Origin of the sequence: Paenibacillus lentus (genome assembly GCF_042714055.1) — a bacterium.
Lineage (GTDB): Bacteria > Bacillota > Bacilli > Paenibacillales > Paenibacillaceae > Fontibacillus > Fontibacillus lentus_A.
Genome location: NZ_JBHGVC010000001.1, coordinates 340,540 through 362,886, shown reverse-complemented (window position 1 = coordinate 362,886; position 22,347 = coordinate 340,540). Strand labels below are relative to the sequence as shown.

The following is a 22,347-nucleotide window of genomic DNA, read 5'->3' as shown; positions in this document are numbered from 1 at the left end:
GTTTAACTTATCGAAGAATAATTCTATTAATAGTCTCTTCCCAAATTATCTGATATTCCAAATCCATCTTCATCATCTTACATCTAGACAAATTATCAATAAGCAGGGCAAGAATTTTAGAGCTGACTTCTATTTTTGAAGGTTCAACAAGACCAAATTCAGTGCCTTTTGACAATATATCAAAAAAACCGTTTACAAAATCTTGTTGAACTTTCAATAAAGGAGCTCTAAATTGGTCATCACGCTCGGCTAGCATCGTAAACTCACTAAGTACTCTTAATGTTGAACGATACTCTTCGTTATCGCTTGGCAGCATTTTTAAACCGCCTCTAATTATCGTCTCTACAAAATTGTCTTTATTAACGGATTCAGTATCAAAGTAAGCAGCAAAATAATGATCTCTAAAAATATACTCAAATGTTCGGCCAATTAACTCTTCTTTCGTGACAAAATGGTAGTATATGGATGATTTAGTTATTCCCACTCTTTTTGAAATCATGCCCAAACTTGTTCTCTCTATCCCATACTCTGCAAAAAGTTCATATGCTGCTTGGATGATATGACTAGATGTAATATCTCTTTTCTTGATAACCCTCAAGCTCCCTTCATTTGTATTAAGGTCATTATAAGGATTAGCCTAATGAATTGTCAATAATTTAACGACCGATCGTTCAAAAAAGTCATAATTGGGATTCAAGCATACCCGTTGAAATCAATCATTACATTCCCTATCTCAAAGATTTTTTGCAGGGTATGGATGTGCAGCGTTCTTTCATCATCCGTTTCTTGGAGTGTGTTTCCCGATCCTGCGTCCATATACCACTCTACAAGCCTGTATCCGAACATAAGTAGAATCAACTCATAAACGCAGTTATCCGTTATGTGCGAAATATCTGCATATTCCGAAAAGCCCTTGTAATACGCCGGGATACTTCTATGGTAGTATTCAACCATGTTTTCGATATCGGCTTCGTCCGCGATAAGACTTGCCATATCTTCACCTAAATAGCCCCACCCCGTGGTATCCCAGTCTATGAGTATGGTTTTACCGTCTGAATAGAATATGTTTGCCACCCAAAAATCCCTGTGGCACAGCACGATAGGTAGCTTTTCAATACGATTGAATATTTCGTCTGCGTTTTCATCAATGTCGATGAGCATCTTACATATGTGTTTCGGGATTTCGCAATCGTCAGAGCGTATATAATCGTACACTCTATTCCATGACCGATAATGAAGATAGAAGTTCTTCATATAATCCACTTTGCCCAAGTTGGTCAAGTTCTGTAAAACAACTGGCTGTTCGGCATATAATTTGCCTTGGAACCGTCCTAATTCCTCGGCTACGCGTTCATACATATCGCTGGTCAAGTCTAAACCCGATATGCCGTCGATATATTCCATCCATATCTGCGTTTCGTTTTCTTCTTCGTTCATTTCGACGTGATAACATTCAGGCCAACGGAATGATTCAGAAAACAGAACGCCGAAATTGGATTTATAAAAATCATATTCCCTACGCCAGGAATCGGGATCGCTGTAGCGTTCAAATTTTTTCTGCGTTTTTAAAACGATCTTATAGGGTAACGTCCCGCCGGCAGTAGTTTTGGCATTGCCCGTTACAAGCTGTACATCACCCACTGTACCGCCATGTAATGGTTTGGTTTGGAAATCAGTGCAGATTATTTTTGTACCGAGCATTTTGATTAAGACCTGTGTCAGAGTTTCGGCTTTTATTTCGCTCATTATGAAGCCCTCCAATCGTTTTTTAACAAGGCGAAACAGTTGTTCGCCGTTCAAATTTACCCAACCTCGTAAATTCACTATCCTTCAAACATCATATTTGAAAAGAAGACAACGATGAAAGGTCGACTATAGATATATTCATTTATTACCTCTTCACGCCCGTTAGCTTAATGAAATAGCGATTGAAAAATGATTAGATATAGTCTAGCCGGTAATCGGTACAAATTCTTGTCCTCGACTCGGGACAAGAATTTGTACCGTTAAAACAAAAAAGTCGCTAAAGTAGCGACTTTTAATGGACCCATGTTTTTGTCCTACGACAATTAATTTTTTTATTGTTACATTTTCCTTTTCAGCTGCCTTTTGCTCCGTAGATCCAACGATCAAAAAAGGCAATCGTCGATATTCGAGACCTATTCTTTCGTGCTAATTTTGAAAAGAAATGCGAAAGGCAATATACTTAACCATAAAGTGCTATGAAAAGGTGGATTCTAAGTGGAAATCGATGATACAAGACAAATTGTATTGCAAGTTGGTGCAACTCTTAAAAAAATTCGAAAAGAAAAAAAAATGAGCCTAGATGAATTATCGGAGCTAACTGGAGTAAGTAAACTCACCCTTGGGAACATTGAACGCGGAGAAACCAATCCAACCGTTGGAATCCTTTGGAAGATATCGAAAGGAATATCTTTACCGCTTATGACCTTGTTCTCATCGGAAAGTTCTGTTAATATTTTCCGAGCCGGCAAAGGACTACGGTTTGCCAGCGAACAAAAAAATTGGATCATTGAGCCAATCTTAAAAAACACAAACCATGACATTGAAATGTACCGTGCATACTTACGACCTAATAGCTCTTACAATCCAGAGGCACACCACACCAACACAACTGAAATTGCGACGGTCATGAGTGGCTCCGTTTCAATTCAGGTGAATGAAGAAATCTACTCATTGAACCAATATGATACCATCAGTTTTCGTGCGGATAGCTCACATTCATATTTGAATCCTACAGACAACGAAACTGTTCTCCATATTACTTTGAAGTATGAAGTTTAATCAATTCGACTCGTTATGATTAAATTCTTTACTCACGCAAAGAAGTCCCTGTGTTTCATCACGGGGACTTCTTTGTGCACTCTCTATTTCCTACTGGTTAACAATACTACGAAAATAAGTTATATTAGTAAATTATAAAATACTTATTGTTAAATATAATATATTATACTATACTTTATTTATTCACACGAAGGAGAGGATAGTATGGACAAACAACAGTCTTTGAGCAAAAGTCAATATGAAGCATCCATTGAAAATATACGTAAACAATCTGCAACTTGGTTAATTGTTTTAGGAATTATCGTTATTGCGGCCAATCTCCGTGCTCCTTTGACCTCCGTTGGTCCTTTAGTAAGTATTATTCGAGATAATGTGCACATCTCAAATACGTTAGCCGGTCTGATCACCACGGTGCCACTACTCGCTTTTGCTTTGTTATCGCCTCTTGTACCCAAATTAGAGCGTAGGTTTGGAATGGAACTTATAATTTTGATTTCTCTCTTATTTTTAACGATTGGTATCGTACTACGATCCTTATCTGGAGCAATTAATTTGTATCTTGGAACGGCAATTCTTGGGTTTGCCATTGCAGTATGTAATGTATTATTACCGAGCCTAATTAAACGTGAATTCCCTCATCGAATCGGTTCAATGACCGGAGTTTATTCGATTTCAATGAATTTATGCGGTGCGATTGCTTCGGGAATCAGTGTCCCACTCGCTGTTGGATCGGGACTAGGGTGGCAAGGCGCATTAGGAATCTGGGCTATTCTCAGCTTTGTATCTGTTCTCCTTTGGTTGCCACAGATAAGAAATCGTACGAAACAAGTTTCTCGTTCTGGCACTCAACCGCTTGCAGAAAAGCAAGTAAATATTTGGCGCTCGCCTCTTGCTTGGCAAGTGACTTTATTCATGGGGATTCAATCTACGATATTTTATGTGCTAATTGCATGGTTACCTGAAATCTTAAAACAACACGGAATTGATTCCAGTCAATCAGGTTGGTATCTTTCGATTATGCAGCTAGCACTGCTTCCTTTTACATTTATCGTTCCTGTTCTTGCTGGCCGCATGTCTAGCCAACGTTCGTTAATTGTGACCACATCGATTTTACTATTGTGTGGAACACTTGGACTGCTCTATGGGAACCCGAGTATTATCCTCTTGTGGATTATCATCCTCGGTGTTGGAGGAGGATTCGCTTTTGGCTTGTCCATGATGTTTTTCGGGTTACGCACCAAAGATGCTCATCAAGCTGCAGAACTGTCGGGTATGGCACAGTCCATCGGATACCTTCTTGCCGCAATGGGTCCGGCATTAATCGGATATTTGCATGATGCAACAAACAGTTGGACACTGCCACTACTCATATTAGTTGGCGCCTCTATCTTGCTATTTATTGTTGGTTGGGGTGCAGCTAGAAACCGACTCGTGGATACAACTAAGCATTAATTGATAGTTGAAAGGGTGGTTGAAATGTTCAATAGAATTTTGGTTGCCATTGATAAATCTGAATTAATTAACAAGATCCTGGATGTAACTATGGAGATTGCTCATAATAAACGAACTCATGTTACTTTAATACACGTCAGTAATTTAAATGTAGCTATGGGCCTGCCATATATACCGGAAGATTATTTGGAAGAAATATTGATTGAAATGGATAAGGACAGTATCAAGTACCTAGAAGAAGCTAAATCCCAATTAATATCTAAGGGGATTTCTACGGAAATCATCCATCTTAAGGGCGACCCCGCTCATGAAATATTGAAATATGCAAAAAACAATCAGCAACAACTAACCGTTATTGGTAGTCGTGGACTGAGCGGTATGAAGGAAATGATGCTCGGAAGTGTCAGTCATAAAGTTTCTCAGTTGTCGAGTTGCCCAGTCCTGATCGTTCATTTGAAAAACTAAAAGAAACTCGTATTTTGTAGTAAATATATATAAATCCGATAAATGCCCTTTTGATTTGTGCTCGCTTGCATCTTCACTTCCAACGGATAGTACGCTCTTGTTCCCAATACAAAAACACCTCCAAAATTGTCCCCCACATCTTACGATATGGAAGCTTTTTCTTGAAGGTGCTTTTATGGTCTCACGCTATGGGGTCAGTCCCCGGCGTGAGTCGTCCTAAACCTGCGCTTTTCTTCTATGCACAACTTGCATGTTCCTTGTATCGGTCAACGATAACGGCATGTGCATGGCAAGCTGCACTAACCATCTGGGAACAGCGGCTGCGCTCCGTACCGCTCCAGTACCCGGTAAATCACATCCGTACCAAACCCGATCGCTTCTACAGGAATGCGTTCATCCGCCGCATGAATCAGTTTGGTAAACTGCATGTCCTTGGGCAGCGGCATTGGCAGGAAACCGTAGGTTTGTATGCCAAGCCTCGCAAACAATCTTCCGTCCGTTCCTCCGGGCAGCAGCATCGGCACCGGAACGGCCTCCTTATCCGCTTCTTTCAGCACATCAGACAGCAAACCGAACATCCCCATATCGGGAACTGCGGCGCATGGATCATGGCGCAGCACTTCCAGCCCGATCGAATCATGAATCGCGAATCGGCGCAGCTCATCCATAAATTGCTGCGGAGTGACGCCCGGCAGCGTTCGGCCGTCCAGCTCGACCGCAATTTCGCTTGGATGAACGTTGATTTTCTCACCGCCGCGAACGACGGTTGCGCTGACCGTATTACGCAGAAGCGGGGCGAACGTCCCGCCCTTTTCCCCCAGCAGCTTCAGGATGAGGCCGCCCAGCCGGGGACGCAGCAGCCCTCTCAGCAGCAGCGCCGGCAGTAGCGGCAGTGCGGCGGCCATGCCTTCAATCATCAACCGGGCCGCTGGTGTCACACGTATCGGCAGCTCATTCCTGCTAAGCGATTGAAGCATGTTCCCCAATTGCGCCATACAGTCGGCTACCGGCTTGCCCATGGAGCCGTGGCCTCCGTCTCCTCGAATCGTCGCTTTGAGCCAACATAGCTGCTTCTCCGCCACCATAATCGGATAAAAGGTTTTCCCCAGCGCATGAAACGTGAAGCCGCCGAATTCGCCGAGCGCATACTTTACGCCCGTAAAATAATCGGCATGCCGCTCTACCAGGAAGGAAGCCCCGTATTCACCACCTGCTTCCTCGTCGCTGACAATCGCCAGAATGAGATCGCCGCGCAGCGGCAGCTTGCGGACATGCGCGCGGAGGAAAGCCGATACGAGCATTGCCACGCCGCCTTTCATATCAAGGGCGCCCCGTCCCCAGACGAAGCCGCCCTCCATGTCGCCCCCGAACGGGTCGCGGCTCCAGTCTTGCATGCCTGTGCCAACGACGTCGACATGCCCGTACAGCAGCAGCGGCGGTGCCTCTCCGCTGCCCTTTATCCTGGCCAGCAGATTGGGCCGGGCCGGATCAAGCGCACAGATCCGCGTCTCAATGCCCTCATCCTCAAGCAGTTGCCGGATATACATGATGCAGGCGGCTTCCTCGCCCGGCGGATTTGTTGTATTGAAGCGGATCAATGCCTGCAAAATCTCCACGGGAGACGGCAGCTCCGCCGGGCGCCGGGCTTCACCCTGTTCCAACTCGTTATTGGCCAGCCGGATACCCATAACCCCGCTCCTTTCTATAATAGATTGCCCGCATATGGCCCTTCGGCAGGAGAAACACCTGGCAAGCTGCGCAGGCCGAACTCACTCTGCAGTCTTGCAAGCCGCCGCTCCTGCTCTTCGGCGGACGTGCCTTTGGTGCGAAACACCGATTCCAGCATCGCCAGCGCTTGCCGAACATGCGCCTCCGTCACTTGCTCTCCCGTCTCCCGCAGCCGATCGATCAACTGCTGTACGCCGCGGTAAGGCGAAGCGACGCCTTGTTCATATTCGTCTGCGTTCCAGTTGCGGTTGCGGACGCAAGTGGCAATAGCCAGACAACGATTCAGCAGTTCAATCGAATAATCTTCCGTTTGCCGGCTTGCGGCAACCAGATGCGCCTCATCCTCCTTGTCGTCAACAGCGAATACGCGCAGTCCGTAGGGTGGAGCCAGCCTTTTCAATACATTGCCCGGACCCAGTTCGATGGCAGCGGCAACGCCAATGCTCTTCTGAAATGCAATGACCGCCGGCCAATTGACAGGGTCGGTCAATCCCCTTGCCAGCATACCCGCGATCTCCGCCGTATTCCCGTAAGGAAGACCCGTCAAGGAGGAAACTACGGGAAAACCCATTTCTCCAAACGAGACGCGGCTCAGCACTTCGGCAAATTGCGCCGCTGCCGGGGCCATCAACGGGCTATGAAACGGCGCGCTTACCTGCAGCGGAATGACTGCGGCCCCATGGGCGGACAGTCTTTCGGACGCTTCATGGACGGCCTCTTTATGGCCCGAAATCACCGTTTGCCGCTCTGAATTGATATTCGATACTACAACAATACGGCTTCCGTCCACGCAGCCTGCGTTGGTTTCCAAGCATACTTTGGCGACAACATCGGGACTCGGCCCGTTCACGGCGGCCATCGCGCCGATCCCCGCCGCGGCGGCCCCTTGCATCAACTCGCCGCGGCGGCGTACGAGCCGGAGCGCATCCGGGAACGTTATAGCCCCCGCGCAAGTTAAAGCGGTAATCTCGCCTAGGCTGTGGCCGGCGGCCATCGCCGGTATGTATCCCCATTCCTGGCTGTAGACGCGGTACATCGCCATGCCCAGCGCAAGAATGGCGGGCTGGGCATTGTCCGTCCGCGTCAGCTCCGTCATCGATCCCTCATACATCAGGCTGTCAAGGCGCATGCCCAGCGCTTCGTTCGCTTCCTCCATCGTCGCCTTGACAACCGCATGCCGCTCGCTCAGCGCTTTTCCCATTCCGACGCGCTGCGAGCCTTGACCGGGAAACCATATCGCATGTTTGTTCAGCATCTTCTATCACGCTCCTCAGGGTCAGATCGGGGCAGGCGCCTCGGTCAGCATTTTGTTGATCACCGCTACAACATCGCTTTCCCGCTCATGCAGGAAAAAATGTCCACCTTCAAACTGCATCAGCTCGCAGCCTCCCGTCGCATAACGCTCCCATTCACCGAGCGCGCCTTTGATACAGCCGTCATCCTTTCCGCTCAAAATGGCGAGCCGGAGCGGCAGCGGCGGCCGCATCCGATGCTCGTACTCGCCGACAAGCTTGAAGTCGGCTCTTAGGATCGGCATAAACATATCCAGCAGCTCCTGATGCCGGAACAGCTCGTCAGGCATGCCGCCGAGCCGTTTCAGTTCCTCGAGAAACTCGTCATCCGGAAGCATATGGGTTCGGCGAACCTCCTCCTGCTCGCAATGCGGCGCCCCTCTGCCGGAGAGGAAGACTGCTGCAGGCAGCGGGAATCCTTCCTCCCGAAGCGCATGCAGTACCTCATACCCAAGCAGGCTGCCCATGCTGTGGCCGAATAAAGCATATGAATCGGAGCCAAGCGCCGTCTCCAGCACCAGCGGCAGCAAATCCCGAACGGCCTCCGCCGCATCCGCATAGAACGGCTCGTCCATGCGGCTTCCTCTGCCCGCCAGTTCGGCCGGCACCAGACGCACACCAGGATGCAGCCGTTTCGTCCAGCGCTTGTACACTTGTGCGGAGCCTCCTGCATATGGCAAACAAATTAAAGATATCGTCATAACGCCCGCCTCCCGGGTAACATGTTGACGCAAGCGGCCTTTACGCGCCGGCAACAAGCGTGGTCCAGAATGCTTTTTCCTTCGAGAACAAATCGTCCGCCAGCACCAGCTCTCTGCCGCGTTCGAAGTCCCCCGTTACAAAACGATCCTTCACCAGATCCCATCCGTCCCTCACTACGCCAAGCTGACCGGAGAGCGACTCATGCAGCGCTTCACTGATCAGCCTCTTCTCCCACAGGGAGCGGAGCAGCGACATGTTGGCAATATGCCGGTTGCAAATGATGTTGACGCCGACAAGGCCATAGGTCAAATGAGCTTGCTTCTTCTCCGGTTCGGAATCTACATTCCACATGCCCTCTATGGAGAACTCGCCAAGCTCCCTCGCCAGCCGCTCCGCATTTTCCACCACTTCAGCCAGCTTCAGCTCGTAGGGTTGAACCTTTTCCTGCAGGTTGTATACGTAGAAGGCAGGCCCCAAATAGTCCGGGTTCACGTTGTATTCCGAGTTGCCGTACGCCTTGAGCAGCCTTTCCTCCGGCACCTCGTGCTCCTCGTAGCCCGCAAGCGTATCATCAATAACGTAGAAGACGCCTCGCTCCTTGTCATATCCGTTAAACAGTGAATAATGATACCAATGGAACTTTTTCCAGGCCATGCTGCCTGGCAGCCAGTCATATAGATCGACGTTTACGCTTAAGTTGCGTCCGCCCGTCAACATCGCCCTGATTTCCTCCAACACCGTTTCCTTGCTGCGAAAATGACCGGGCTCGATATAGCGGATCACCTGCGACAGCGGGAATCTGGCCGGATCGTCCAAATAATACAGCGTGTCAATTGTCGGATAGCGGAAGTCCTTGTCCGTTGCGGCCTCCCAAGGATAGTAACGGTAAATGTTCAAATACGCCGCATCCCTGTAGCTGGGCTCCACCGATACCGCAATGGAAAACGCCTGGTTCAGCATGCAGTTCATCCAAAACTCGTTAAACGGTTTCCTTTCCATCGACAGCTTCATCGTTCGCCGCCTCCTTAGGCTCAAAATATTGGTTCAATCAAGCTTGCTTGCCGCAAGCACAGCACTGATTTTTTTGCTTGCTCCGTCTTCGACCAGCGCGCGCATGATCGCCGTATAATCATCCGCCAACGCCCGGACGGTCTCTTCGCGGAAAAGACTTGTCGCATATTCCAGCGCAAAGCGGATCCTGCCGTCCTGCTCCGCCGCTTCAAGCGTCAAATCGAATTTGCTGACGCCCGGATCGAACTCCTTGGGGTCGAATTCAATGCCGCCCGAACGGTAAGCGACGCGATCGATATTTTGCAAAATAAACATCGTATCGAATAGCGGATTACGGCTGCGGTTCTGTTCGATTCCCAGCTTTTGCACCAAATCCTCGAACGGATAATCCTGGTGCTCCAGCGCCCGCAGCACATCCTCATGCAGCTCGGACAAATAATCGCCAACAGTCCGGTACGATTCCGGGAAGCTGCGAATCGCGACCGTATTGACGAACATCCCGATCAGCCCTTCCAGCTGCGCATGATTGCGGCCCGCTACTGGCGTGCCGATAATGATATCCTCCTCACCGCTCCATTTACTCAGCAGCATCGAATAAGCCCCGAGCAGCACCGTATACAACGTCGTGCCGCGCCCCTGCGCAAACGCCTTGATCTTGAGCGACAGCTCCTCATCCAGTCTGAAGTTGATCAGACCGCCCTCGAAGTTTTGCAGTTCCGGCCTTGGCAAGGCCGTCTTGAGCGCAAGCGTCGGCAGCTCACCTTCGAACGCCTCCAGCCAGTAGCGCTCATGCTCCATATAGGCCTCGCTGCCGATTCGTTCTTCTTGCCATACCGTGTAGTCTCGGTACTGGATATCCAGCGTCGGCAGCTCGCCGCCGCCGTACAAAGTGGTCAGTTCCTGCAGCAGGACACTGACGGAGACGCCGTCGGTAATAATATGATGAAAGTCCAGCAGCAGCAGATGGCTTTCCTCGCCAAGCGGAATCAGTCCGGCCCGGAACAGCGGGAGACTGCCAAGATCAAACGGACGGATAAAGCGCTGCATCAGCACGCTGATGCCACCGAACAATCCTTCGTCTCCGCCTTCCGCAAGCAGCTTGCCTGCCGCCATTCTCAGCCTGGCGCCCCGTTCCAGCGTAAATACCGGCTCAGCATGCACGCGCTGGCGGAACTCGTCCTCCTCGTGATGGAACGTCGTTCTGAGCGATTCATGGCGGCGCATCATCGCAAGGAAAGCTTTCTCCAGCTGCTCCACATTGAGCTTGCCTTGCATATGCACGGCGAACGGCACATGGTACATCGTTGCCTCGCCCGAGATCAGCCCCATCATAAATTGGCGGCGCTGCGCCCTCGACATCGGGTAATGCTCGCGCTCCGGCTGCTTCGGAATGCGCGCCGCCGCCACGGTACCGCTAGTGTCCAGATGGGCCGCTAAACCTTCAAGCGTAGGATTCATAAAAATATCGCGTAGCGACATTTGCATGCTAAAGCGTTCCGCAATGCGGCTGACCATGCCCGCAGCCTTCAGGGAATGGCCGCCGAGCTCGAAAAAGCTGTCTTTTGCGCTAATCGCATCCGTACCGAGCAGCTCCTTCCAAATCTCCGCCAGCTTTCGCTCGGTACCCGTCGACAGCGGAACAAGCTCTCGTTTGCCCGCGTCGGCCGATCCCGGCTTCGGCAGCGCCCTTCTGTCGATTTTGCCCGTTGGCGTAAGCGGAATCGCATCCAGAACGACCATGAAGGCCGGAACCATATAAGAAGGCAGCTTGTCCCCGAGATATTCGCGCAACTTCGCGGTCAACCGGCCGGGTGGCGCGGCGCCGCCTTGCTCCGCATCTGCTGCTGCGACGTTCTGCATGACGACATACGCGCAAAGGGCAAATTCCCCATCCTCTTCCTGAAATGCGGTGACGACCGTTTCCTTCACCTGCTCATGTCGAAGCAGCAACTGCTCAATTTCACCGATTTCAATCCGGTGCCCCCTGATTTTCACCTGGAAATCGCGGCGTCCCGCATAGGCAAACTCCCCATTTTCAAGCCTGCGCCCAAGGTCGCCGGTGCGATACATGCGTTCGCCCGGCGCATACGGATTCGGCACAAAAGCGACATCCCATTCGGGATGGCTAAGATACCCACGCCCGACGCCCGGCCCGCCGATGCAAATTTCGCCCATAACGCCTGTCGGTTGCAGCTTAAGTCCTTCGTCAAGCACCATCATGAAGGAACCTTCGATCGGCGTGCCGATCGAAATGTCCTCGCCTTCGGTCACTTCCCGGATGGAGGTCCACACCGTTGTCTCCGTCGGACCGTACAAATTAAACAATCTGGCTCCGGTAGCGGCGCGCAGCCTGCCCAGCACATCGGCCGTCAGCGGCTCCGCCCCGATCATCAATATGCGCAGCTTTTGCAAGCCGTCCATTTCGCCACGCTGATTCATCCACCATTTGAAGCGCGACGGCGTAATTTGCAGCACATCGACGCCATGCGAGTCGATAAGGCCTTGCAGCAAGGCGGCGTCGCCCCGTTCCTCTTCGCTCGCGAGTACAATCCGCATACCCAGCGTGAGCGGAAGCAGATTTTCAACGACAAAAATATCAAAGGAGACCGATGCCATCGCCAGGATGCTCTGGCCCTTCTCAAACGGAATCCGGTTTCTGAAGCCGCTGATGAAATGCGCCAGCCCGCGATGCTCGATCATCACGCCTTTGGGACGTCCGGTCGAGCCCGATGTATACAGCACATACGCTAAATGATCCGGCTTATGGACAAGCTCCGGATTGCCTCTGTCCGCCGCATACAGCTCCGAATCGTCCAGATACCACTCAGCAACGGCTCTCGTTACGACTCCGGCGTATGCTTTTTCCGTCAGCAGAAGCGCTTCGCCGCAATCCTCAAGCATCCAGTCGATCCTCTCTTTCGGGTAAGCGGGATCAATAGCGACATATGCGCCTCCGGCTTTCAGGACACCCAAAATGGCGACAAGCAGCAGCGGGCTGCGTGACGCCATCAGCGCGACAATGCGCTCGGGCCCCATACCCTTCGCCCGCAAGGAATGGGCAAGCCGATTCGCTCGTTCGTTCAGCTCGGCGTACGTCACCGTCTCCGCGCCGAATTGAATCGCCGCCGCATCCGGCGTGCGCGCCGCCTGGCGCTCCACTTCCTGCACGAATCCCGTCCATTCCGCCGTGGCTTGCACGGAAGCCGCCGCCGCGTCACCTTGCCGGTTCGTCATGCCTTTCTCAGCTCGAATTTCCATCCTACCATTGCTCCCCTCTCTACTCGCTGCCTGTAACGGCATGCCTCCTCCGGCTAACAGAGCCAGCAATTGCTCCCGCTCGCTTTCACTCATCAGCTCAAGCTCTGCGACCGTGCGACCCTGCGATCTACACATCTCCCGCACGAGTACGGTATAGCTTTCCGCCATGCGGCGCGCGGTTTCCTCATGAAACAAATCCGTCGCGTATTCCAGTTGAAGCTCGATTTCCGCATCCCGCTCCACCGCTTCCAGAGTCAGGTCAAACTTGCTTGTCCCTGCCTCGAACGGCATTTCACCAAAGACGACGTCGCCTGCTTTCATCACCGCCCGATCCATATTTTGCAAGACAAACATGGCGTCAAACAAAGGATTACGGCTTCTGTCGCTATCTGCCTTCAGCCCTTCGACGAGCTCCTCGAAAGGATACGTCTGGTGCGAAAGCGCCTCTACGACATGGTTATGCAGCTCTGCCATATAGGCCCGTACCGTCTTGTCTCTTTCCGGCCTGATCCGCAGCGCCAGCGTGTTGACGAACATGCCGATCATGTCATGCGTATCGGCATGCTCCCTGCCGGCGGCGGGGGTGCCCACAATCACTTCAGCCTGCCCGCTGTATTTGGCCAGCATCGCGGCAAAAGCGCCTAGCAGCACCGTATACAGCGTCGTCTTCGTTTCCCGCGCCAGCTTTCGCGCCTCCGCCGTGGTCCGCGCGTCCAGCCGGAACGAATGGCGGCGGCCCTTATAGCTCGGCACAGACGGCCGCGGACGATCCGTTGGCAGCTCCAACACAGACAGCTTGCCATCGAAGATTTCCATCCAGTACCGCTCATGCTCCGCATAAGCAGCATTTGCAAATCCGGCTTCCTGCCACACCGCATAATCGCTGTATTGCACACGCAGCTCCGGCAGCGCTTGTCCGGCATACAGCTGCGACAGCTCATTCACCAGCAAAGCGGAGGATACGCCGTCCGTAATAATGTGATGAACATCCAGCAGCAGTAGATGATCCTCCTCATTCAGCCGCAGCAGCCCCGCCCGCAGCAGCGGCAGCTTATCCAGATGGAATGGGCGCTGGAAGACTTCCATTAGCCTCGTCACCTCGACGCCGTCCGGCGGCGCTCCACGCAGCGCTTCGTCTCCGGTCAACGCTGCAGGATCCAGCGCCTCCAGCTTGAACGCATACGGCGGATGAACGATTTGCCTGAACTCGTCCTTTGTCATATGGAAGGTCGTTCGCAAGCTTTCGTGGCGACTGATCAGCGCCGTAAACGCGTTTTCCAGCCGCGCCGCATCCAGCCAGCCCTGCAAGCGGAGCGCGAACGGCACATGATACATGGTGGCGTCTCCGGCCAGCATCTGCATCATATATTGGCGGCGCTGGGCGCGCGACATCGGATACCACTCGCGGCGTTCCGCCTTCGGGATCGGCTCTGCCGCCGCAGCGGCGCCGTCCCGTTCCTTCAGCCAAGCGGCCATTTCCGCAATGGAGGTAAGCTCGAATATCAGGCTGAGCGGAACCAGGGTGCCCGTCGCCTGCTGCAGCTTGCCCGCCAGTACGGCAGCCTTCAAGGAGTGGCCGCCAAGCTCGAAAAAGTCGTCGTGAATGCCGATTGGTCCGGCCGTATCGCCCAGCACTTCCTCCCAAATGGCGGCGACGCGCTCTTCCATCCCGTCTCGCGGCAGTTCCAGGTTTTTCCGCTCCCGAAGCCCGAATTCCGGCTCCGGCAAGGCGCGCCGGTCCACTTTCCCGTTCGGCGTCAGCGGTATTGTGTCAATCGCCGTGATATAGGCCGGAATCATCGCTTCCGGCAGCTTGTCTTTCAGCTTTCTTCGCCATTCCCTCGAAGGGAGCTCGTCCGAAGCGACCACATACGCGCACAGCTCCTTGTCGCCGCTTGCCTGCTCGCGGACGACCACAACCGCATCCTCCACCTCGGGAAGGGAAATCAATTGCGAGCGAACCTCGTTCATTTCAATCCGCACGCCTCTGATTTTTACCTGCTCATCAGCCCGATCCACATACATCGCGTTGCCGTCAGGTAGCCACTTGGCGATGTCGCCGGTGCGATACATAAAGCGGCCCTCGCGGTACGGATGCGGCAAAAAGCGCTCGGCTGTCATATCCGGCTTGTTCACATAACCGTCGGCAAGGCCGCTGCCGGCAATATACAGCTCCCCGGCTGCACTGATGGGGGCAAGCTGGCCGCCATAGCCGAATATATAAATTTCGACATTGTGCATCGGCCCGCCAATCGGCACATAGCCACCGCGATAAGCGCCCGGCTTGTATGCGTACAAATTGGAGCAAACCGTCGCCTCCGTCGGGCCGTAGCCGTTAATAATCCGAATCTCGGGATTAAGCTTCGTATACAGCTCCAGCGTTTCATCTTGAATTGGCTCTACCCCGACAAGCATTTTGTCTAGCGTAATTACGGAAGCCGATTGCTCCAGCAGCCGCACAACCTCTTTCAGCAAAGACGGCGGCAAATAAGCGAAGGTAATCCGCTCTTCCGCAATCACCTCGGCAATTCGCCGCGGATCAAGCAATTTCGGCTCCGGGTATAGCACCGTGCAAGCCCCGAACATAAGCGGCATAAACAGCTCTGCTACGCTGACGTCAAACGAAATATTGGTCAGGCTAAGACATCTGTCTCTCTCACCGTACTGCCCCTCGAAAAATGTCCGGAGCGAATGTCCGAAGTTGTAAAAGCTGCGATGCGGCACAATGACGCCCTTCGGCTGTCCCGTAGAACCGGAGGTATAGATGACATACATCGGATCGGCAGCGTCCTGCGGACTTGGGGCGGCAGCATCGTCTACGCCGGAAAACAGCGTCTCATCCGCAATCTCCAGCACCTGCAAGGTGGCCGGTACGACGGCCGCGGCTCCGGAACGTGCGCCGTCCGCGAATACCAGCTCCGTGCCGCTGTCCTCCAGCATATAGCGGATGCGCTCCTCGGGATAATGCGGATCTATAGGCATATAGGCGCCGCCGGCTTTCATAACGGCGAGCATAGCGGTCAGCATGGGGATCGAACGCTCCGCCATGATGCCGACTACGCTGCCGCGTCCCACACCTTTGGCGCGCAAGGTTCGCGCCAGCGCATCGGTACGGCGATCCAATTCCTGATAGGTCATAGATTCATCGCCGCAGGACACGGCCGGAAGATCGGGAACGGCCGCCGCCTGTTCCTTGAAGCAATCATGCAGACAGCGCGGCGGCGGAAAGTCCGCTTCGCTTCTCCCCAGCGCCAGCATGTGCAGGCGCTCCTCCTCCGTCAGCATCTCCGCTTCACCGAGCACGGCGTCGGGACGAAGCGTCACGCTGCGCAGCAGCTGCACATAATGCCGCATGAATCGCTCGACTGTCGCGCGGCGGAACAGATCAGTATTGTATTCCACGACGAGTCGCAATTCCGCGCCTTGTTCCACGGCCTGTATCATCAAATCGTATTTGGCCGTACCATGCTCAAAGCGCTGGTGGCGATACGATAATCCTTCTGACGAAACGTTTGAAATGCCCAGATTTTGCATGATGAACATCGTATCGAACAGTGGACTCCGGCTGGCGTCCCTTCGATCCATCCATTGCGCGATTTCCTCGAATGGATAATCGGCGTGGGCGTAAGCTCCAGTTGCCATCTCTTTCACTTCGGACAAAAAGGCTCTGAACGGCTTGTCCGCGCGCGGATAAGCGCGCAGTGCCAGCGTGCCGGTGAACATGCCCGCGATCGCTTCCAACTCGCGTCGGTACCGTCCCGCAATCGGCGTGCCGACCGCAATGTCCTCGGCCCCTGTATAGTGGGCGAGGAACGTGTAATATGCCGATAGCAGCACCATAAATGGAGTCGCGCCCGATTCGGTCGCAAGGCTGCGCACAGCCGCCGTTAAACCGGCCTCGAGGTACACGTCGAACGTTTCGCCGCGATTGCTTTTGACGGGCGGACGCGGGGCATCGGTCGGAAGCGCAAGCGTCGGCCAGTCTCCCCTGCATTGCTCGCGCCAATACCGTTCGGCGTTCCCGGAGAACGGCCTGCTCTCCTGCCATACGGCATAATCCTTGTATTGCAGCGGCAGCGGAGGCAACGAACCGCCCTGATATAAAGTCATCAGGTCGGACAAAAGAATGCCCGCCGACATGCCATCGGATGCAATATGATGCACATCAAGAAACAGAACATGGCGCTCCGGCCCCAGTGTCAGCAAGGCTGCGCGGAGCAGCGGAGCCGTATCGAGCCTGAACGGCCGGAACAAGCTTTGCAACACGCCGTCCGCTTCCGCTTCATCGGCCTCCATGCGAATCAGGCGAAAAGGAATGGCGTCGTGAACGCGCTGCCTGATCTCTCCGTCGATGACGTGGAAGGTGGTGCGAAGCGTCTCGTGACGCTCCACGATGGCTTGCAGGACGGCCTCCAGCCGATCTGCATCAATAGCCCCGTCCAAGTGCAACAATTCAGGCAAATTGTAGCTGCGATCATCCGGCATCGCCTGCTGCTGCAAATACATGCGTTTCTGCGGCGATGAAACCGGATAATGCTCTTGCTGGGCCGCCTTTGGAATTGGCTCCAGCGTATCGCCGGACAAAGAGTCGCACGTTTGGCCGGTTAATGGCCCGACATGCCCACCGGATGCTCCTGCTCCGTCACGGCCGCCGGGCGCCGCTTGCCCGTCCCGGTTACCTGCAACTACTTGCCTTTCATGGTCATCGTTCGCCTCGTGTCCGCCGCTCCCAACGTCCGCCCTTTGGCCATCGTTCCCAATGTTCGTTCTTTGCGCTGTCGCCGCGCCGCTCTCCCTGATCCGCCGCTCGATCAGCGCCGTGAACGAAGGCAGATCCGCATGCCCCAGCAAATCCGCCACCTGAATACGGACGCCCGCAAGCTCACTGAGCCGGTTTACAATTTTGAGCGCAATAATGGAATCTCCGCCCAGCTCATAAAACCCGGCATCCGCAGGCAATTCGTCATAACCGAGCAGCTCTCCCCAGACATCTGCGACATGCTGCTCCCATTCCAGGCCGGAGCGCTCCCCGGTTAACGCAACGCCGCGGCGGCCCTGACTCGTCATTCCGCCGCTCCGCTCCAGCGCGGCTTGCCATCTGGCAAACGTCTCGTTCATATCTTGCCTAAGCTCCTCGGGGATATCTCCACTGAGCGAATATCCGTTCCAGGCCGCAAATGGCGTATGAAGCGCCGCTCCGTCGCGCGCCTCCTCCACCCAGCAATGGTGGGAATCGAACGGGTACGTCGGAAGCGGTAGCCGAGAACGGCGTTGTCCTCGAAATACCGCCTTCCAGCCGACCTCGTATCCGCCCACGTAACGTTGAGCCAGCTCCAGCGCGTCCATTTCCCGTTCGTTTGGAACGGGTTGCTGCCGCATACTCCCGCCCGCAGCCGAATCGACCGTCCCGAAGCGGATGTTCGGCAGCGCAAGGCCGGTAAGGCCGCTTTCAGCAGCGGCTTGCAGGGTCTGGACAAGCTCTTCCCAGCCGCTTACCGCAATCGCCAGGCGATACCGATGGGCTCCCCGGCCGACGGCCAAGGTGTAGCAAAGGTCGGCCAGGCTGCGGCTCTTTTCGCCGCGATGCTGCAGAGCCCAGTCCCGCATCAGCAGAACGAGCCGCTCCAGCGCCGTCATGCTGTGCGCGGACAAACAGATCAGCTCCGTTCTGTCCGAACGATCCGATGCCATCCCGGTAGGAGCCTCCTCCAGCACAACATGGCAATTGGTCCCGCTCATGCCGAACGCGCTTACTCCACATCTTCTTGCTTCGCCGTCCGTCTCCCATGGCGTCAATTCGTCATTGACATAAACGGGCGAATCCACAAACGGAATGTTGCGGTTCGGCGAGCGGTAATGCAGCGTTGGCGGAAGCTGCTTGTGGACAAGCGACAGGATCGCCTTGAGCAGCCCTGCAATGCCGGCGGCATGGTCGAGATGGCCGATATTTGTTTTCAGCGAGCCGATGGCGCAAAATTGCCGTTTATCGGTATATCTTCGGAAGGCGCGCGTCAGCCCGTCGATTTCGATCGGGTCGCCCAGCGAGGTTCCCGTTCCGTGCGCCTCCATATACGTCACCGTTTCGGGATCAATGTCCGCATCCTGCCAGGCGCGCACAATGACGTCCTCCTGCGCGAGGGCGTTCGGGGCGGTAATGCCGACCGAGCTGCCGTCCTGATTCATCGCGCTGCCTTTGATGACGGCATAAATAGGATCGCCGTCCTCCTGTGCGCGGGACAGCGGCTTCAGCAGCAGCGCAATTACGCCGTCGCCGATGCCCGTTCCGTCCGCCGAGTCATCGAACGTTCTGGCCCGGTTGTCGCTTGACTCGATGCCAAGCCGTATGCCGGTATCCAGCGGCAGCACGTTAATTTTGACGCTGCCGGCAATCGCCGCCTCGCATTCGCCGCTGCGAATCGATTGGCATGCCAGATGAACCGCGACCAGCGAGGAAGAACAGGCGGTGTCCACGCTGATCGCCGGCCCGCGTAAATTAAGCAAATACGAAATCCGGCTCGGTATCATCGAGCTCAGATTGCCGGGCGCCGCCATGGACAAGGCGTCCGGGTCCAGCGCCTCGATGATTCGCTTGTAATCATGCAGCGCGTCCCCGTTATAGCCGATAAAGACGCCGGTGCGCGAACCATGCAGCGCATCTCCGCCGTACCCCGCATTCTCAAGCGCGCCCCAGGCCGTCTGCAGGAACAGGCGCTGCGCCGGACTCATCAGCGAGGCTTCCTTGGGCGAAAGCCGGAAAAAAGAATAGTCAAAACCTGAAATATCTTCGATATACGCCCCGTCAAAAAAGGAAACGGAGCCGTAATGCGCCTCCATACGGCGCAAATACGGCTTCAATTCCTTCTTGCGGGAATCCGGAAACCCGCCTATAAGATCCTTGCCGCTCCGTAGAAGCTCCCAGAAGGCTTCGTGCGATTCCGCGCGCGGCAGCTTGGCGGATATCCCGACAATTGCAATATCCTTGAGGGAAACATTGGAGACGGAGCCCCCGCTCCGCCCCTTCCGCCCGGATGTTTCTTTTTTGGTATCCAGCAAATCCAGTTGAAACATGGCACCCTTCCCTCCTAGCTAGTAATAGAATCGCTGACGGACTGTTCTTTTTCCGCCCTTCCGCCGCTCCCGCGCAGCAGCAGCAACACATGCGCCGCAATGCCGAGTCCGCTGATCAGGGCTAATAATCCAAGCGTATCGGACTGCCAATCGCCCGACGATTGCAGCACGATATACAAGGTGCCTGTGCTGCACACATGGGCCGCCAGCGACCCCCAAAGCGAATGCGAGCCGACGCGAACGGCACCGTAAAGAATCGCGCCGAGCGCCGCAAATGCGCCAACCGTCACATTCATAAATACCACACCGAACAATACGGCTTGGAGCAGAACCGTCCACAGAACCGAAAGACGTTGACTGAGCGTATGGAACAGCATTCCTCTGAACAGCCATTCCTCCAGCAAAGACCCCAGCAGCAAACTGCCGAGCACAAAAATGATCAGGCTGCCGCCGGCGACAAAAGCGACCAGATCCGAAATGGCCGGAAAAGTCGCTTTTATCCACGGAAGACGGGTGAACGTGGCGATAAACAAGCCGAGCCAGATGCCCGTCCCTGCGGACAGCAGCAACGATCCGCCGCGCGCAGGAACAAACCCCAAATCCTTCAGCGAAATTTTTTGCCATCGCAGCAGCGGAAGATAGACGGCAAGCACGATGATATTGGATACAATCAGCACAATGCCGGAATTGCCTTTGATCCAGTCTTTCAGCCCGGGATCGCTGACCCAGTTGTAGAGCGCTTGATTGACAAGCATCACAATCGCCGCATAAGTGACCAAATATAAGACGGTATTTCCCGCTATTCGCAATCCCTTCACAAAGGCGTCACCGCCTCGGAAGACAGCGGTGCGGAGATCGATGAGCGATGCTTGACCGCAAGGAAGATGCCAGCCGCAACCATGGCGGCCGCCACAGCCATCCAGGCGGACATGATGGTGACGTCCGTCGTCTCCGGCCCGTAATGCCAAAGCAGGTACTGGCTGCCCTGACAGGCGACTTGCGCGGCAATCGGCGCCCAAATGGATTTAAACCAGACATACAAGAGCGCAAATATAACCGCGCCAAGAAAACCGTACAGCGACAGCGGAATGTCTCCGAAAAAGAACAACGCCCCATACAACACGCCCTGAATCACAATGGCAATCCAAACCGGGAGCACGCGTCTGAACTCATTCATCAGAATCCCTCTGAACAACGTCTCCTTGTAAATATTTCCGAGAATCAGGAAAACCAGAAATACATACCATTCCGCACGGTTCAGGTAATCAAACAATTCACGGAACTGGTACATGTCCGATGCAATGGCGGGAAGACGGGAGAATGCGACCGTAAACAGGCCGGCTCCAAGCCCGATCCATAAAGCGATCGCCACCGATTTGCCGCCCATCACGCGGAACTTAGCCGCCTTAAACAGATTTTCTTTGAATATAAACCTCCAGGCCAGCAGCATGAGCGGCAAACCTACCATATCGTTCAAAATAATGACGGTTACCGTGTTCTGTTCAAACCACGTGCTTCTGGGGTACACAACATCGAAAAATAATGTCGTTACGGTAAAAAACCATGCAAAATACAGGCCGATAACAACAGCCACGCGAGCCAGCATCATTCCCCACGCCTTCATGCGGTCAGCCCCCCTTTTGTGCTGCTGATGGCGTGTCAGCCGTCAGCGCTTGACCGGCGCGTGTGCCGATGCCGCCGCTGCCAGAGGTCCGCCAGACATAGACGGTACCTCCAATCAACGCAGCCAGACAGAGCGCTGTAATGATATACAGCGAAACATCGCCCAGCTTGTCAAACCATTCGTAGAACCCAATATATTTAAATAGGAAGATTGTCCCCATGGCCGTATTCTGTACCAGAATAGGCGCCCACAGCGACCCGGTGCGCAAATACAGCGACCCGTAAATCAGGCCCGAACCGATGCTGATGACCGAGAGCGCCGCGCTTGGCTGGAAGTAGGCGTAAGCCGCAGCTTGCAGCACCAAGGCCACATATACCGGCATAATCCTGCGAAGCTCGCTGAAAATGAGGCCCCTGAACAATATTTCTTCAAATGCCGGGCCAATCAAACCGGCGCCGAGAATGACGTACCAGATCGAATCCCCCCTGATCGTATCCTCGACCAGCGTGGGTATGGACGGAAATTGCCGCGCAATATCGTCGATGACGATAAGGCCGATACTGAACAAGCTTCCGGCAAGACCCAGGCCAATCATCAGTAAGACGCTCGAGGCGCTCAGCCGTTTGAAGCCCGACGCATGGAACAGATTTTTCTCCGCATGGGGCCAGATCCATCCTTTAATACGAAAGATAAGCATGTACACAAGCGTAATCAGCGTGAACAGAACAGCCATAAACATGGCCGGGTTGCGATCCAGAAACTTGGCGAAGGACAGCGTCGCTTCGTAATTGTAAGTAGAGCGAAGCAGATAGAGCAGCGCATAAAAGACTCCGAGATAAAGCGCGATATTCCCTATCATAGTCAACACTTTTTTCACAGGAAAGCTCCTTTCTTCCTTATCGCAAGAAAACCTACCTCTGAATCGCGGTCGCTCAGCCTTGA

At 53.8% G+C, this 22,347-nt stretch carries 13 protein-coding genes; 3 read left to right on the top strand and 10 right to left on the bottom strand.

Translation table 11 applies throughout. The features are described 5' to 3' along the window. Positions 1-7: 7 nt before the first annotated feature. Complete coding sequence (locus ACE3MQ_RS01475) at positions 8-598, bottom strand: TetR/AcrR family transcriptional regulator (protein ID WP_379389867.1); 591 nt, start codon at positions 596-598, stop codon at positions 8-10. 95 nt (positions 599-693) lie between these two features. Continuing rightward, on the bottom strand, positions 694-1,746 hold the full coding sequence (locus tag ACE3MQ_RS01470) for an aminoglycoside phosphotransferase family protein (protein WP_379389865.1): 1,053 nt from the start codon (positions 1,744-1,746) through the stop codon (positions 694-696). Positions 1,747-2,241: 495 nt separating this feature from the next. Here ACE3MQ_RS01470 and ACE3MQ_RS01465 point away from each other — a divergent pair, with 495 nt between their 5' ends. From ACE3MQ_RS01465 to ACE3MQ_RS01455, 3 genes are all read left to right on the top strand, one after another. Beyond that, positions 2,242-2,805 carry a helix-turn-helix domain-containing protein gene (locus ACE3MQ_RS01465; protein ID WP_379389863.1) on the top strand — a complete coding sequence of 188 codons (564 nt, stop codon included), beginning with the start codon at positions 2,242-2,244 and terminating at the stop codon, positions 2,803-2,805. Positions 2,806-3,009: 204 nt separating this feature from the next. After that, positions 3,010-4,257, top strand: a complete 1,248-nt coding sequence (locus ACE3MQ_RS01460; protein WP_379389861.1) for a CynX/NimT family MFS transporter — start codon at positions 3,010-3,012, stop codon at positions 4,255-4,257. 24 nt (positions 4,258-4,281) lie between these two features. Continuing rightward, positions 4,282-4,722, top strand: a complete 441-nt coding sequence (locus ACE3MQ_RS01455; RefSeq protein ID WP_379389859.1) for a universal stress protein — start codon at positions 4,282-4,284, stop codon at positions 4,720-4,722. A gap of 299 nt (positions 4,723-5,021) precedes the next feature. On the opposite strand, the gene ACE3MQ_RS01450 is transcribed toward ACE3MQ_RS01455, so the two are convergent. The 8 genes from ACE3MQ_RS01450 to ACE3MQ_RS01415 are packed head-to-tail and all read right to left on the bottom strand — an operon-like array spanning position 5,022 to position 22,282. Further along, complete coding sequence (locus ACE3MQ_RS01450) at positions 5,022-6,410, bottom strand: M20/M25/M40 family metallo-hydrolase (protein WP_379389857.1); 1,389 nt, start codon at positions 6,408-6,410, stop codon at positions 5,022-5,024. Positions 6,411-6,424: 14 nt separating this feature from the next. After that, complete coding sequence (gene fabD / locus ACE3MQ_RS01445; RefSeq protein WP_379389855.1) at positions 6,425-7,705, bottom strand: ACP S-malonyltransferase; 1,281 nt, start codon at positions 7,703-7,705, stop codon at positions 6,425-6,427. Positions 7,706-7,726: 21 nt separating this feature from the next. Continuing rightward, positions 7,727-8,443: a thioesterase II family protein gene (locus ACE3MQ_RS01440; protein WP_379389853.1), complete on the bottom strand. Its 717-nt coding sequence runs from the start codon at positions 8,441-8,443 to the stop codon at positions 7,727-7,729. 40 nt (positions 8,444-8,483) lie between these two features. Next, entirely contained in the window at positions 8,484-9,455 is a 972-nt protein-coding gene (locus ACE3MQ_RS01435) for a hypothetical protein (RefSeq protein WP_379389851.1), read from the bottom strand. A 33-nt stretch (positions 9,456-9,488) separates the two neighbouring features. After that, a complete protein-coding gene (locus ACE3MQ_RS01430; protein ID WP_379389849.1) occupies positions 9,489-19,781 on the bottom strand; it encodes an amino acid adenylation domain-containing protein in 10,293 nt (3,430 codons plus the stop codon). Positions 19,782-19,795: 14 nt separating this feature from the next. Then, positions 19,796-20,599: a CPBP family intramembrane glutamic endopeptidase gene (locus ACE3MQ_RS01425; protein WP_379389847.1), complete on the bottom strand. Its 804-nt coding sequence runs from the start codon at positions 20,597-20,599 to the stop codon at positions 19,796-19,798. Further along, entirely contained in the window at positions 20,596-21,405 is an 810-nt protein-coding gene (locus tag ACE3MQ_RS01420; RefSeq protein ID WP_379389845.1) for a CPBP family intramembrane glutamic endopeptidase, read from the bottom strand. The genes ACE3MQ_RS01425 and ACE3MQ_RS01420 overlap by 4 nt, the downstream gene beginning before the upstream one ends. 4 nt (positions 21,406-21,409) lie before the next feature. Continuing rightward, a complete protein-coding gene (locus tag ACE3MQ_RS01415; RefSeq protein ID WP_379389843.1) occupies positions 21,410-22,282 on the bottom strand; it encodes a CPBP family intramembrane glutamic endopeptidase in 873 nt (290 codons plus the stop codon). Between the last annotated feature and the right edge of the window lie 65 nt (positions 22,283-22,347).